This window comes from Luteimonas changyuni, from assembly GCF_039548395.1.
Taxonomy (GTDB): Bacteria; Pseudomonadota; Gammaproteobacteria; order Xanthomonadales; family Xanthomonadaceae; genus Luteimonas.
In genome coordinates this window covers 26465-38815 of sequence record NZ_JBCLUZ010000035.1, presented here as the reverse complement: position 1 = coordinate 38815, position 12351 = coordinate 26465, and the positions used below count along the sequence as shown (strand labels likewise).

The window sequence follows — 12351 nt, the reverse complement described above, 5'->3', positions numbered from 1 at the left end:
CTGGACGGGAGAGCACTCTTGCCGGCCCACGCTTGTGCAGTGCGAGCTGCTGACTCGTTCAACTGTTCGGGCTTTGGCAAGAGCCTGGAGTGCGGGCGCCCTGGCTCCCACACGTGCTTTACGGCACCCCGGCTTGTCGGCGTCCCGCACTCCGCTCTCGCCTACACGCTAAGGCAAAGCTAAGACACAAGCGGCTATAGCCGCGATTGCAACGTCCCCGTTCGCCGATCGCGGCTATAGCCGCTCCCACAGGGATCGCCGCTCCCGGAGGGAGGGATTGGCGGGGCGGGCCCGGGGTGGGCCAGCCCCGTTGCTCGGGTCAGCCGGGCTTGTTTGCGGCGATCCAGCGATCCACGCGCTGCTCCAGCAGGTCGAGCGGCATCGCGCCGCCGCCGAGGATGGTGTCATGGAAGCCGCGGATGTCGAAGGCGTCGCCCAGCTCGGCTTCGGCCTTCCGGCGCAGCTCCTGCATGCGGATCATGCCGATCTTGTAGGCGGTGGCCTGGCCCGGGAACACGAGATAGCGCTGGATCTCCGAGCGGATCGCGGCGTCCGGCACCGAGCTGTTCTCGCGGAAGTAGGCCACGGCCTGTTCCTCGGTCCAGCCCTTGGCGTGCATGCCGGTGTCGACCACCAGGCGGATCGCGCGCCACATCTCCGACATCAGGCGGCCGTATTCCGAATACGGATCCTGGTAGGTGTCGGGCATCTCCTTGGCCAGCCACTCCGAGTACAGGCCCCAGCCTTCGTTGTAGGCGGTGTCGAAGCTCTGGGTGCGGAAGGTCGGAACCCCGGTCAGCTCCTGCGCGATCGAGATCTGCATGTGATGGCCGGGCAGGCCTTCGTGGTAGGCAATCACCTCGAGCTCGGTCTTCGGCATGGCGTTCATGTCGGAGAGGTGCGCGTAGTACACGCCCGGTCGCGAACCATCGGGCGAGGCCGGGTTGTAGTGCTGGGCGGCACCGTCCTGCTCGCGGAAGGCCTCCACGCGCTTCACCACCAGGTCGGCCTTGGGCAGCAGGCCGAAGTACTGCGGCAGGTGCTTCTTGATGTTGTCGATCGCCTTGGTGGCGTCGTCGATGTAGGCCTGGCGGCCGGCGTCGGTGTCGGGGTACAGGCGCGCCGGGTCGGCCTGCACGTGCCTGAAGAAGGCCTGCAGGTCGCCCTCGAAGCCGATCTGCTCCTGCACCGCCTCCAGCTCGCCGCGCAGGCGCGCGACCTCGGACAGGCCGAGCTCGTGGATCTGGTCGGCCGTCATGTCGGTGGAGGTGTTCTCGCGCAGCTGGTAGGCGTAGTAGGCGGCGCCGTTGGGATGGGTCTGGCCGACGCCGGTCGGGTTCCCGGCCGCCTTGGGCAGCTCTTCTGCGGCGAGCGCGAGGATGCGCTCATAGGCCGGCTTCACCTCGTCCACCAGGGCCTTGCGCGCCTCTTCCTTGAGCTCGGCGGCACGCTCGGCGGTGATCTTGCCGGACTCCGCCAGCGCGTCGGCCTTGGCCCGGGCGTCGGCCCAGAAGGCGCTGTCGGGGCCATCGTCGAAAGGTGCGCCGGCGATGATCTTTCGCGACTGGTCGGCCACGCCCTCCCAGGCGAACTTCGGCGGGCGGATGCCCTGCGCCGCCGACGCGCGGGTGCGTTCAAGCAGGATGTCGAAGGTTGCCGGCAGCGCGCGCAGGCGCGCCACGTAGGCCAGGAAATCTGACTCGTCGTCGACCTTGTGGAAATTGATCATGAAGGTCGGCGCCATGCTGTGCATGCCGTTCATCTGGTCGAAGGAGTAGCCGTCCAGCAGGAAAGGCATGCCGTCGCGCGCACTTTCGTACTGCTTCTTCCACAGGTTCCAGGACAGCTGCGCCTCGGGCTCCAGGCGGTCGTAGTCGAACTGCGCCTCCATCTCCTCCACCGAGGCCTCCATCCACTCCAGCTGCCTGCGGATCCCGGCCTCGGAGACATCGTCGATCCGGTCGTAGAGCTCCTTGCGACCGAGGAAGGTCAGCTGGATCGGGCTGAACTGCAGCTGCTCCTCGTACTTCTCCTCGAACCAGGCGTTGAGGCGCGCGGTCTCGGCTTCCGGGTCGGCCGCCGTGGCCCTGGTGGCGGCCGTGGTCGCCGGGTCGCCGGCGGGCGCGGCGGTGCCGGGGTCGTTGCAGGCGGCCAGGCCAAGGGAAAGGACCAGCGCGAGGGCGATGGCGAGGGGCGAGCGGGCGGAAGCAGTGCGCATCTGGGGCTCTCCGGAGGGAGGGTTGGCGAGGATCCCGGCCCGGGGGCACGGTCGTGGCCCGACTTTCCCATGAATGGGGATGCCGGGTCAGGCCCATTGGCCCGGGCGCGCCCGTCCTGGCCCGTGTCCGCGGCGCGGTACCATGGCGGTTTCCAGGCGACAGGAAGCAGGGCGATGGCCAATCCGGACGATCAGCGCAACGGCGTGGGCCGCGACGAGGCCGAGGCCGCCGTCCGTACCTTGCTGCGCTGGGCCGGCGACGATCCCGCGCGCGAAGGCCTGCTGGACACGCCCAAGCGGGTGGCCAAGGCCTACGGCGACTGGTTCAGCGGCTATGCCGACGATCCGCGCGAATACCTCGAGCGCACCTTCGAAGAGGTCGCCGGCTACGACGAGATGATCGTGCTGCGCGACATCGAGTTCGAGAGCCACTGCGAGCACCACATGGCGCCGATCATCGGCCGCGCCCACGTCGGCTACCTGCCCGAGGGCAAGGTGGTGGGCATCAGCAAGCTCGCGCGCGTGGTCGACGCCTATGCCCGCCGCTTCCAGGTGCAGGAAAAGATGACCGCGCAGATCGCCGCGGTCATCCAGGACGTGCTCAAGCCGCGCGGGGTGGGCGTGGTGGTCGAAGCCAGCCACGAGTGCATGACCACCCGCGGCGTGCACAAGCGCGGCGTCAGCATGGTGACCTCGAAGATGCTGGGCGGTTTCCGCGACGACGCGCGCACGCGCTCGGAGTTCCTCCGCTTCATCGGCGATCCGCGCGCCTGAACCACAGACCCACCCACAGAGAGGAGAGTCCCATGCGTGCGATGCGCTTCACCCTTGCCGCCTGCGCCGTGGCGCTGGTCAGTGCCTGCGCGGCGACGCCCGAGTTCTTCGACACCAACGCCGCGGTCGATGCCAACCCGCTGTGCGTCGGCGGCATCGACCGCCCCGGCGAACCGGTCTCGCGCGACTGCCTTCGCGAGAGCGGCGGCCGGATCAGCAGCGACCGCCCGAGCCAGCCGGTCGACTTCCGCAAGGGCGACGACGACTGACGCCGCGGCTCAGCCAGTCGGCGGCTCGCTGGCCATTGGCGAATCCACCGGCGGTGGGGGCCGCTGGGTTTCGTCGATCGGCGGTACCGTGGGATCAATCGGCGGCGTGGCGGGGTCCACCGGCGGCAGGCTGGGATCCACCGGTGGCGGCAGTGCCGGGTCGATGGTGGTCGGCGCCGGGGCGGGCGCGGCATCGTCGACCGGCAGCGCACCGGGATCGGTGCGCTCCGCGGGCGCGTCCTGTGCCGAAGGCAGGTCATCCACCGGGGTGTAGGCCTGGCTCGGGTCGCTGCAGGCCGCGAGAGAGAGCGCCAATGCGGCGCCGGTGATCGGGAAGAGTCGCTTCATCGCAGAGGGTCCACGGTCAGGGGCTCGCGACCGAGTATCCGCGCGTGGACGTATGCGGGGCGTCCTTTTTTCGCTAAGTCCGCGTGCAGGGCAGGTGTACGCGGGTCACGGCGTCGACACCGGCAGCAGCACCCAGAACGGCACGCCCGCGCGGGCGTGGCTGCGGGCCGCCTCGTCGAGGATGTCGAGCAGGGTGGCGAAGTCGTCCGCGGCGCCCTCGCGCAGGCCGGCGCAGTGATCCAGCAGCAGCAGGTAGCCCGGCGCCGGCAGCCAGGACAGGTCGCCGAGGCTGTCCGCCAGCGCGTCCCAGTTGCCGCCGAAGGTCGGCGGGAAGTCCAGCGCGGCGGCAAGTTCATCGAGCAGGGCGGCCTTGTCGTCGGCGAACTCGAGGTCGGCCGCACGCACCGTGAAGTCCAGCGAGGTGGCCGATTCCACCAGCGCGGCACGATCGTGGATATCGACGAAGTAGGCCGCCGCCTGGCTGGCATCGGCCAGCATCGCGCCAAGCTCCACTGCGTTCATGGCCGGTCCCCGCGGTCGAAGGCGCGGAAGCTGCGGTAGTGATCCGCCGTGTAGTACCACTCCGCGGGCGGGTCGCCGCCGGTGACGATGCGGCGCGCGCCGCGGTCGCGCGAGCCCGGGGTGGCGACGGTGAATTCGCGGTAATGCCCGCGCGGACGCTGCGGCAGCAGGCGTTCCCGGTTCTGGAACACGCCGCCGTCCTGGCGATGCGGATACGGCCCGCCGCGGTCGATCAGGGCCAGGGTGGCGTGGGCCTCCGCCGGCAGGAAGGCGAGTGCCGGTCCGGTGCTGGAACCCGCCGGCAGCGGCGGACCGTCCCGGCGTTCCAGCAGCTGCCACATGCCGACCAGCAACAGCGCCGCGACCAGCCAGGTCCAGCTTCGCGGCGCGCGTTTCCCCCGGCTGCGGCCTGCCATCGGTCTAGCCGCAGCTGACCTTGGTGATGCGCCCGTCGTCGTCGACCTCGATATTGAGGCGTCCGGCGCGGTAGTCCATGGTCACCGCCATGCCCGGTCGGATGACGCGAACGCCGCGGGCCCCTGTGGCCGCCTTGGCGCGCTCGCCCACGGCTTCGTCCAGCATCTGGCCGACGTATTGCTCGGCCGCCTTGGCGTCACAGCTGCCGCCAAGCCCGCCATCGACGATCTTCGGGGGTGCACCGTTCACGGGCGCGGGCTCGCGTGCGGGCGAGCAGGCGACCACGGCGAAGGCCAGTGGCGCGGCCAGCAGCACGGCAAAGTGGCGAGCGGAGTGGAAGCGGGACATATGCGGCTCCTCGGGGTCATGGCGCGATCATGCCGCATGCGCGGCGGGGGTGCTGGGTGGGTACGGCTGCGCCGTCATGAGCGGTCGTCCCCGGGTTCGTCGGTGCCCAGCCGTGACTCGACCCGGCGGAACACCGCCAGCACCACCACGCACAGCAGCGAAGCACCCAGCGCCAGCAGATAGTTGCCGAGCCCGGCGGCGATCCCGATCGCGGCCGCCATCAGCAGCGAGCTGGCGGTGGTCAGGCCGCGCACCTGCTGGTCGCCGCGCGCGCGCAGGATGGCACCGGCACCGACGAAGCCGACCGCGGCCACCACCGACTCGATCAGGCGGCCGGGGTCGATGCGCAGCAGGTCGCGGTATTGCTCCTGGGTGAAATGTTCGGCGACGACATCGCCCAGGCCGACGATGAGCGCCGCGGCGCCGGCGATCATCATGTGCGTGCGCAGGCCGGCGGCGTGGCGGCCCAGCTCGCGCTCGATGCCGAGCACGCCGCCGAGCGCCATCGCCGCGGCGACCCGCGCCAGGATCCAGAGCTCGGTGTTCTGAAAAAGGTCCATCGTGTTTCCCTGTCGTCCGGACCGCGATGACAGCGCAGCGGCGGTCTGCCGGCCGTGAAGTCGCCTGTTCATCGCGCGTGACGCCAGCGCTCGCGGGGCGTGCCTACAATCCCGCGGGTCGAACACGGAGTTTCCGGATGCGCCTGATGCCCCCGCTTGCCACGCTGATCCTGGCCCTGCCAGCCGCCGCCGCGATGGCGCAGGCGCAGGCACCCTCGCCGCCCGTCGCGCCCGTCGCGCCCGTCGCGCCCGTCGCGCAGGTCGCGCAAGCGCCGGCGGTCCAGCCGGGGCCGACGGCTGCCGAACTCGCCACGTACGGCACCTGCATGGCCAGGCTGCGCGGCACCGCCGCGGGCAAAGGCGTGGATGCCGGCAGCTTCGACCGCCTGACCGCCGCGCTGGCGCCGGACATGAGCGTGCTGCCGCTGCTCGACCAGCAGCCCGAGTTCAGCACGCCGATCTGGGACTACCTGGCCGCGCTGGTCGACCAGCAGCGCATCGACGACGGCCGCGCCATGCTCGCCGCGCACGCAGCGACGCTTACGCGCGCGCAGGCGGAATACGGCGTGGACCCGGCCACGGTGGTCGCGGTCTGGGGCGTGGAGAGCGACTACGGCAAGAGTTTCGGCAAGCGGCCGCTGCTGGTCTCGCTGTCCACGCTGTCCTGCTTCGGGCGGCGGCAGCCGTTCTTCCAGGGCGAGCTGATCGCCACGCTGCAGCTGCTGGCCAACGGCGACCTGGTCGATCCAGGCATCACCGGATCCTGGGCGGGCGCGTTCGGGCACACGCAGTTCATGCCCAGCACCTACCAGCGCATCGCGGTGGATTTCGACGGTGACGGCCGCCGCGACCTGGTGGGCAGCATCCCGGATGCGCTGGGATCCACGGCCAACTACCTGAAGCGCTCCGGCTGGCGCACGGGCGAGCCCTGGGGCTACGAGGTGCAGCTGCCGCAAGGCTTCAATGCCGCGCAGGCGGGTCGGACAAGTCGCAAGCCGCTGTCGGAATGGGTGAAGCAGGGGGTCAGGCGCGTGGATGGAAGCGCCGTGGGTGGAGTGTCGGCGGACGCGCGCGCCGCTGTGATCCTGCCTGCCGGCGCCAAGGGTCCGGCATTCCTGGTGTTCAAGAACTTCGACGCGATCTATTCCTACAACGCGGCGGAGAGCTATGCCCTTGCCATCGCCCATCTGGCTGATCGTCTGCGCGGCGGCGGCGCCTTTGCCACCGCCTGGCCCACCGATGACCCCGGCATCGGACGTGCCGAGCGCCGCGAGCTGCAGGAACTTCTGCTGGCGCGCGGCCATGCGATCGGCGAGGCGGACGGCATGGTCGGCACCCTGACCCGGCGGGCAATTGCCGCCGAACAGGCGCGACTGGGCTTCACGCCCGCCGACGGGCGCGCAGGGCTGCGCATACTGACGGCGCTGCGGGCTGAAAAGACGCCCGCCGCACAGTAAGCGCGCGACGGACCCCGCGACGACCATGCAGGGCCGCAGCTGCTTCTGCGGCGGCCGCGCGCGGACAGGCGCCAACTGCCCTGGCGGCGCTCACGGCGCTTCACGGCGTCTTCCAGCGGAACACATCCTCCACGCCCACGCCGAACGCGCGCGCCAGCCGGAACGCCAGTTCCAGCGACGGTGCATAGCGGCCCGCCTCCAGCGCGATGATGGTCTGCCGGGTCACCTGGCAGGCATCGGCCAGCTGCTGCTGGGTCATTCCGGCGCGCTCCAGGCGCAGGCGCCGGATGTCGTTTTCCAGCGGAGTGCCGGTCATCGCGTCAGCACCCCGCCAATGACGGCAGCGGCATCAGCGGCGGTCCCGCCAGTAGGTGAGCGCGATCGCCGCAGCCTCGACCAGCCAGCCGATCATCAGCACGAAAACCAGGATGTTGCCGATCGCGAAGTGCGTGGCCCACTGCAGCTTGTGCTCCGGCGACAGGCCCAGCGTTACCGCGAGGGAGATCACCCCGACCACGAGCGCGCCGCGACCCCAGGCGGCGCCGCGTGTTTCGATCTCGCGGTCGCGTTCGTCCTCCTGCACGCGATCCTTCCAGCGCGAGGCCATGAGCCGCGACAGCACGGTCCACGCCACCAGCAGCAGCACGAGATTGGTCGCCACGCGCCGCGCCGCCGCGCGGTCATCACCGCTGAACGCCTCGGCGTGCAGGACGAAGTAGAGGGTGGCCACCAGCATGAAGGCGAAGCCGATCCAGGCCTTCCACTCACCGGGTGAGGCGCCTTGCTCGAACTCGCCGCGCGGAATTGACGAGGCGGTGTACAGCGCCACCCACGTACAGCCGATCAGCAGGGTCATGCCCAGACCGCCGATGTCGTGACCGAACACACGTCCGCTGCCCAGCAGCAACCACAGGCCGGTGCCCGCCACGGCCAGCAGTCCGATCCACCCCCAGCGCCCGATCGTCACGACAGTTCTCCCTTGGCTTGATGTAAACAAGTTTTTACATTGCGATGGGGTCATGTCAAGTATTTTTTACATGTGGACGACGGGAGCCCGGCCCATGCGCACAATGGCGGTCTTCTGCAAACGGAATGACGCCCATGGCGCGTGCATCGGGATTGGCATTCGTGGCGGTGCTTTTGGCCGCCTGTTCGAGCGGACCGGCGGACCGGATCGCGCCGGACGGGGCCGCCGCAGCCGACAGCCGCGCGGCCGGCGTCGCGGACACCGCCGCCGCCGGCACCGCGATCAGCAGCGACAACCTTGCGGCCCACCTGCGCATGCTTGCCTCCGATGAATTCGAAGGCCGTGCGCCAGCGACGCCGGGCGAGGCGAAGACCATCGCCTGGATCGCGGAGCAGTTCGCCGCCGCAGGGCTCGAACCCGCCGGTGACGACGGCACCTGGCTGCAGGCGGTGACGCTTGCGCGCAGCGAAATCCACGGCGATGTCGCCACTGGCTTCACCGTCGCCGGCCAGCCGATGCCGCTCGTCAACGGCGACGACATCGCGCTGGAAAGCCTGCACCCCGCGCCGCGCGTTGAATTGTCCGGCGTGCCGCTGGTGTACGCCGGCTACGGCATCACCGCGCCCGAACTCGGCTGGGACGACTACGCCGGCATGGATGTGCGCGGCAAGATCGTGGTCGTGCTGGTCAACGATCCCGACTTTGAAACAGCGCCGGGAAAGTTCGGCGGCCGCGCCATGACCTGGTACGGGCGCTGGGCGTACAAATACCTCGAGGCCGCGAAGCGGGGCGCCGCCGGCGTGTTGATCGTGCACGAGACCGAACCGGCCGCGTATCCCTGGGCCACCGTGCGCAACGGCCGCGCCGCGCCGCAGTTCGATATCGTCCGCGACGACGCCGACAGCCACCACCTGCGCGTGCGCGGCTGGATCCAGCGCGCCACCGCGGAGCGGCTGTTCGCCGCCGCCGGCCTGGACTTCGACGCCGCCAAGCGCGCCGCGCAGCAGCCGGACTTCAAGGCACATGCGCTGGGCGACGCGCGCTTCAGCGCCGCCTTCGACGTCGAGCACGCACGCATCACCAGCCACAATGTCGCCGGCCTGCTGCGCGGCGCTTCGCGTCCGGACGAGACCGTGGCGCTGTCGGGCCACTGGGACAGCTTCGGCATCGGCGCGCCGGACGAAAGCGGCGACGCGATCATGAATGGCGCCGTCGACAACGCCACCGCCGTCGCCTCGATCATCGAAATCGCGCGCGCGCTGCATGCAGGTCCGCGCCCTGCACGGAGCGTGCTGTTCCTGGCGCTGACCGCCGAGGAGAGCGGCCTGCTGGGCGCCACGCATTACGCCGCGCATCCGCTGCGCCCGCTGGCCACCACGGCCGCCGTGCTGAACCTTGAAATGTGGAGTCCGGACGGGCCGACCCGCGACGTTTCCTCGTGGGGGCAGGGCAAGGTTTCGCTGGAGCGCGACCTGGTGGCGGCGGCCGAATCGCTGGACCGTACGTATTCGCCGGACCCGAACCTCGAAGCCGGTTTCTTCTACCGCGCCGACCATTTCGCATTCGCCCAGGCCGGCGTGCCGGCGATCACCATCGGCCCCGGCATGGACCAGCTGGAAGGCGGCGTGGAAGGCGGCATGGCCGCGCGCGCGGACTACTTCGCCAGGCGCTACCACCAGCCCGATGACGAGTTCGACGACAGCTGGGACATGCGCGGGCCGACCGCGGATACGGAAGTCGTGCTGCGGCTGGCACGCACGCTTGCCGATTCGGACCGGTGGCCGAGCTGGGACGAGGGCAGCGAGTTCCGCGAGGCGCGTGAAGCGAGTGCATCCGCGCGTCGGTCCTTCAGGCCGCGGCCGCGCGCGCAAGCCCGGTGACCACGCCCAGCGACGCATCGCCGCGCACGATCTCGACGCCCGGGAACACTTCGGCCACCAGCGCCGGAACGTAGGGCGAGCGCGACATGCCGCCGGTGAGATAGACCACTTCCGGCGCCTCGTCCGCGCCGGCGCGGGCTTCGCGCATCAGCGCGCGCAGCTGCATCAGGAACGGCCGTTCGGCGGCGGCCTCGAGATGCGCGCGGTCGATGTCGCAGCCGAGGCCGTGCTCGATGTAGCCGAGATCCAGCGGCACGCGTTCGCTGCCGCTGAGTTCGATCTTGGCGCGCTCGACGGCGCGGTTCAGGCGCACCGTGTGCCCGGCCTGCTGCAGCGCCACCAGGCGCTCGCGCCAGGGCGCGTCGACATCGTCGAAGTTGGCGCTGCGGAAGTTGTTCTGTCGCTGCAGGTCCTGCACGTGCGAGGCCTCGTAGTAGCGATGCACGGGCGTCCTGGTCACGTTCTTGCCGAACAGCGGCATGACCGCGCGCATGCTCAGCTCCAGGTCGACGTCGGTGCCGCCGACGGGCTCGCCCCAGGCGCCATGAACGACTGGCGCCGGTGCATCGCCCCCCACCAGCGCCAGCGCCATGTCGGTGGTGCCGCCGCCGATGTCGAGGATCATCGTGCGACGGACCTCGCGGCTGCGGCGGTGGTAGTCGTAGGCGGCGGCAGCGGGTTCTTCGAGGAACTCGACCGCGTCGAAGCCGGCGGCGCGGGCGGCGTCGGTGAGGATCTCCAGCGCCTGCTCGCCGCCGGCCTCCTGCATCGAGCTGCGGAAGCGCACCGGCCGGCCCATCACCGCCGAGCGCACGTCCGTGCGCAGCTGCGCCGAGGCCGTGCTGCGGATATGGCGCAGCACGTGCGTGGCGATGCCCAGCAGCACGTCGCGCGCATGCGCGTCGAGCCTGTAGCCGAGCATCGATTTCGGCGAGACCACCAGGTGTCCTTCGCCGGCGGACAGGAACGCATCCACCGCCTCGTCGCCGTAAAGCGCGTCGTCGAGATCGGCCTTCGCTTCCATCGCTTCGCGCACTTCCGCGGCGGCCCAGTTCCGGCGCACGGCGGCGATCGCCGCGCGGCGGAGTTCATCGTCGCTGCGCCGGCGCATGGTCGGGACCTGGGCCAGCGCGTCCGCGCGCTGCTGCACAGGTAGCGCCATCGCCGCCTGCCGCAGGCCGTCCAGGCGCGCCAGTTCGCGGGTCTGCTCGCTCTTGGCACTGCCCATCCAGCGCGCCACGTCGCCCTGCAGCGCATCGGTGAGTTCGAACTTGTGGAGATCCGGCAGCCGCTGCGGGAAAAATGCCGTGGTCCGGAACTGCTCCTGGTCGCCGAACCGGATCAGTTGCACCTCGCCGTCGACAACGGCCCCCGCAGCCGAATAGCTCGTGCCGAAGTCAACTCCGATCCGCATGTCCAGGGCCTGCCATCAATTGAGCGGCCGCCATTGTGCCGATGCCGGGCAATCCATGCCGAGCGTGGGTCGCGGTCGACAACGCCGCCGCCATCGCCCGGCCATCGAGATCGTGCGCCTGCTGCAGGCGTTCAGCGCCTCGGGATCATGGGCGGGAGCGCGTGAAGCCGACGGATCTGGCCGGATATCCAGTTGAGGGCGATGCAGATTGCGGCGGCCGCGAGGCACGGCATCGCGTCGGTGGCCAGCGCCTGGCGCAGCGCGTACCACGCCGCGTCGGCGTAGAGCGCCGCTGCCATGATCGATGCGGTGGCAAGGATCAGAAGCAGGCTGCGAACCAGGATCCGCTCGAACCCCGGGTCGCGGATGCCGACCCTGGCCGCGACCGCCGCGGCGAAGCCGGGCGGCGGCTCGCTGCGTGGGGCGGTTGCTACTGCCGTGGCCACCAGACGGTAGCAGTGGGCCACGGCGTCGGAGTCAGCCGGCCCGTGTCCATTGCCGCGTGCGACCCGCAACCCCTGTTCCTGGGCCTCCCATTCGCTGGCGTCGACCTTGGGGGCCGTGTCTTTCGTGGTCATGGCGGAACTCCCATGCGTGATTCCAGAAGGCTGCGCAGCCGCTTGCGTGCGCGGAACAGATGGCTCTTGATGGTGCCTTCGGCGAGGCCCGTGACCTCCGCGATCCCGGCGATCGGCATCTCTTCCAGATGGTAGAGCGCAAGCACGCTGCGCTGCAGCGGTGGCAGCATTTCGATGGCGCGGTGCAGCCGCCTGACGGCCTCCGCGTCCGATGCTGCGGCCTCAAGGTCGAAGCCGTCTCCGATCCGCTCTTCCAGGGGCGGGGCGTCGTCATCGGGCTCGGCGATCGGGATGCGCTTGCGCTCGAGATGGCGTGCGGCCACCGACCAGGCGACCTGTGCGATCCATGATTTCAGCGCGCTCTCGCCGCGGTACTGGTGCAGCGTGCGGTGGATGCGCAGGAAAACCTCCTGGCAGAGTTCGCGGGTATCGTCCGGATGGCGGACCAAGCGGTCGACGACATGCCAGCACAGGCCCTGATAGTCGCGGACCAGGCGCTCGAAGGCACCCGGGGCGTCGGACAGAACGGCCTGCACCAGCGCGTGGTCGGCGTCGGCGGCATTGTCGGAAGATGGACTGGCTTGAAGCATCGAGGACAG

General features: G+C 70.2%; 15 protein-coding genes. 4 read left to right on the top strand and 11 right to left on the bottom strand.

Features of this window, described 5'->3' with window-relative positions; genetic code table 11:
• Nucleotides 1-319 precede the first annotated feature (319 nt).
• Nucleotides 320-2218 (bottom strand): DUF885 domain-containing protein, encoded by a 1899-nt coding sequence (locus WCD84_RS12430; RefSeq protein WP_343281549.1) that lies wholly within the window; start codon nucleotides 2216-2218, stop codon nucleotides 320-322.
• 174 nt (nucleotides 2219-2392) lie between these two features.
• Here WCD84_RS12430 and folE point away from each other — a divergent pair, with 174 nt between their 5' ends.
• Both folE and WCD84_RS12420 read left to right on the top strand, forming a co-directional pair.
• A complete protein-coding gene (folE, locus tag WCD84_RS12425; protein ID WP_343255195.1) occupies nucleotides 2393-2992 on the top strand; it encodes a GTP cyclohydrolase I FolE in 600 nt (199 codons plus the stop codon).
• A gap of 32 nt (nucleotides 2993-3024) precedes the next feature.
• Nucleotides 3025-3261, top strand: a complete 237-nt coding sequence (locus WCD84_RS12420) for a hypothetical protein (RefSeq protein WP_343281548.1) — start codon at nucleotides 3025-3027, stop codon at nucleotides 3259-3261.
• A 9-nt stretch (nucleotides 3262-3270) separates the two neighbouring features.
• Here the strand turns inward: WCD84_RS12420 and WCD84_RS12415 are convergent, their stop codons facing one another.
• The 5 genes from WCD84_RS12415 to WCD84_RS12395 all read right to left on the bottom strand — a co-directional run bounded on the left by WCD84_RS12415 (nucleotide 3271) and on the right by WCD84_RS12395 (nucleotide 5456).
• Nucleotides 3271-3609, bottom strand: coding sequence for a hypothetical protein (locus WCD84_RS12415; protein WP_343279793.1), 339 nt, complete (start codon nucleotides 3607-3609; stop codon nucleotides 3271-3273).
• Nucleotides 3610-3714: 105 nt separating this feature from the next.
• Nucleotides 3715-4131, bottom strand: a complete 417-nt coding sequence (locus WCD84_RS12410) for a barstar family protein (protein ID WP_343281547.1) — start codon at nucleotides 4129-4131, stop codon at nucleotides 3715-3717.
• Entirely contained in the window at nucleotides 4128-4472 is a 345-nt protein-coding gene (locus WCD84_RS12405; RefSeq protein WP_449280117.1) for a ribonuclease domain-containing protein, read from the bottom strand. The genes WCD84_RS12410 and WCD84_RS12405 overlap by 4 nt, the downstream gene beginning before the upstream one ends.
• Before the next feature lie 79 nt (nucleotides 4473-4551).
• Nucleotides 4552-4896 carry an I78 family peptidase inhibitor gene (locus tag WCD84_RS12400; RefSeq protein WP_343279791.1) on the bottom strand — a complete coding sequence of 115 codons (345 nt, stop codon included), beginning with the start codon at nucleotides 4894-4896 and terminating at the stop codon, nucleotides 4552-4554.
• A 74-nt stretch (nucleotides 4897-4970) separates the two neighbouring features.
• Nucleotides 4971-5456 carry an MgtC/SapB family protein gene (locus WCD84_RS12395; protein ID WP_343279790.1) on the bottom strand — a complete coding sequence of 162 codons (486 nt, stop codon included), beginning with the start codon at nucleotides 5454-5456 and terminating at the stop codon, nucleotides 4971-4973.
• A 146-nt stretch (nucleotides 5457-5602) separates the two neighbouring features.
• Here WCD84_RS12395 and WCD84_RS12390 point away from each other — a divergent pair, with 146 nt between their 5' ends.
• Complete coding sequence (locus tag WCD84_RS12390) at nucleotides 5603-6913, top strand: lytic murein transglycosylase (protein WP_343281550.1); 1311 nt, start codon at nucleotides 5603-5605, stop codon at nucleotides 6911-6913.
• A gap of 100 nt (nucleotides 6914-7013) precedes the next feature.
• On the opposite strand, the gene WCD84_RS12385 is transcribed toward WCD84_RS12390, so the two are convergent.
• Both WCD84_RS12385 and WCD84_RS12380 read right to left on the bottom strand, forming a co-directional pair.
• A complete protein-coding gene (locus WCD84_RS12385) occupies nucleotides 7014-7229 on the bottom strand; it encodes a helix-turn-helix transcriptional regulator (RefSeq protein WP_449280116.1) in 216 nt (71 codons plus the stop codon).
• A 33-nt stretch (nucleotides 7230-7262) separates the two neighbouring features.
• The gene (locus WCD84_RS12380; protein ID WP_343255189.1) at nucleotides 7263-7880 is read right to left on the bottom strand and encodes a hypothetical protein; all 618 of its coding nucleotides are present in this window, start codon (nucleotides 7878-7880) and stop codon (nucleotides 7263-7265) included.
• 134 nt (nucleotides 7881-8014) lie between these two features.
• Here WCD84_RS12380 and WCD84_RS12375 point away from each other — a divergent pair, with 134 nt between their 5' ends.
• Nucleotides 8015-9760: a M28 family metallopeptidase gene (locus tag WCD84_RS12375; protein ID WP_343281546.1), complete on the top strand. Its 1746-nt coding sequence runs from the start codon at nucleotides 8015-8017 to the stop codon at nucleotides 9758-9760.
• Here WCD84_RS12375 and WCD84_RS12370 read toward each other — a convergent pair.
• The 3 genes from WCD84_RS12370 to WCD84_RS12360 all read right to left on the bottom strand — a co-directional run bounded on the left by WCD84_RS12370 (nucleotide 9729) and on the right by WCD84_RS12360 (nucleotide 12342).
• A complete protein-coding gene (locus WCD84_RS12370) occupies nucleotides 9729-11174 on the bottom strand; it encodes an Hsp70 family protein (protein ID WP_343281545.1) in 1446 nt (481 codons plus the stop codon). The two genes, WCD84_RS12375 and WCD84_RS12370, sit on opposite strands and share 32 nt — an antisense overlap.
• Before the next feature lie 131 nt (nucleotides 11175-11305).
• Complete coding sequence (locus WCD84_RS12365) at nucleotides 11306-11752, bottom strand: hypothetical protein (protein WP_343281544.1); 447 nt, start codon at nucleotides 11750-11752, stop codon at nucleotides 11306-11308.
• Nucleotides 11749-12342: an RNA polymerase sigma factor gene (locus WCD84_RS12360; protein WP_343281543.1), complete on the bottom strand. Its 594-nt coding sequence runs from the start codon at nucleotides 12340-12342 to the stop codon at nucleotides 11749-11751. Before WCD84_RS12360 ends, WCD84_RS12365 begins: the two co-directional genes overlap by 4 nt.
• Between the last annotated feature and the right edge of the window lie 9 nt (nucleotides 12343-12351).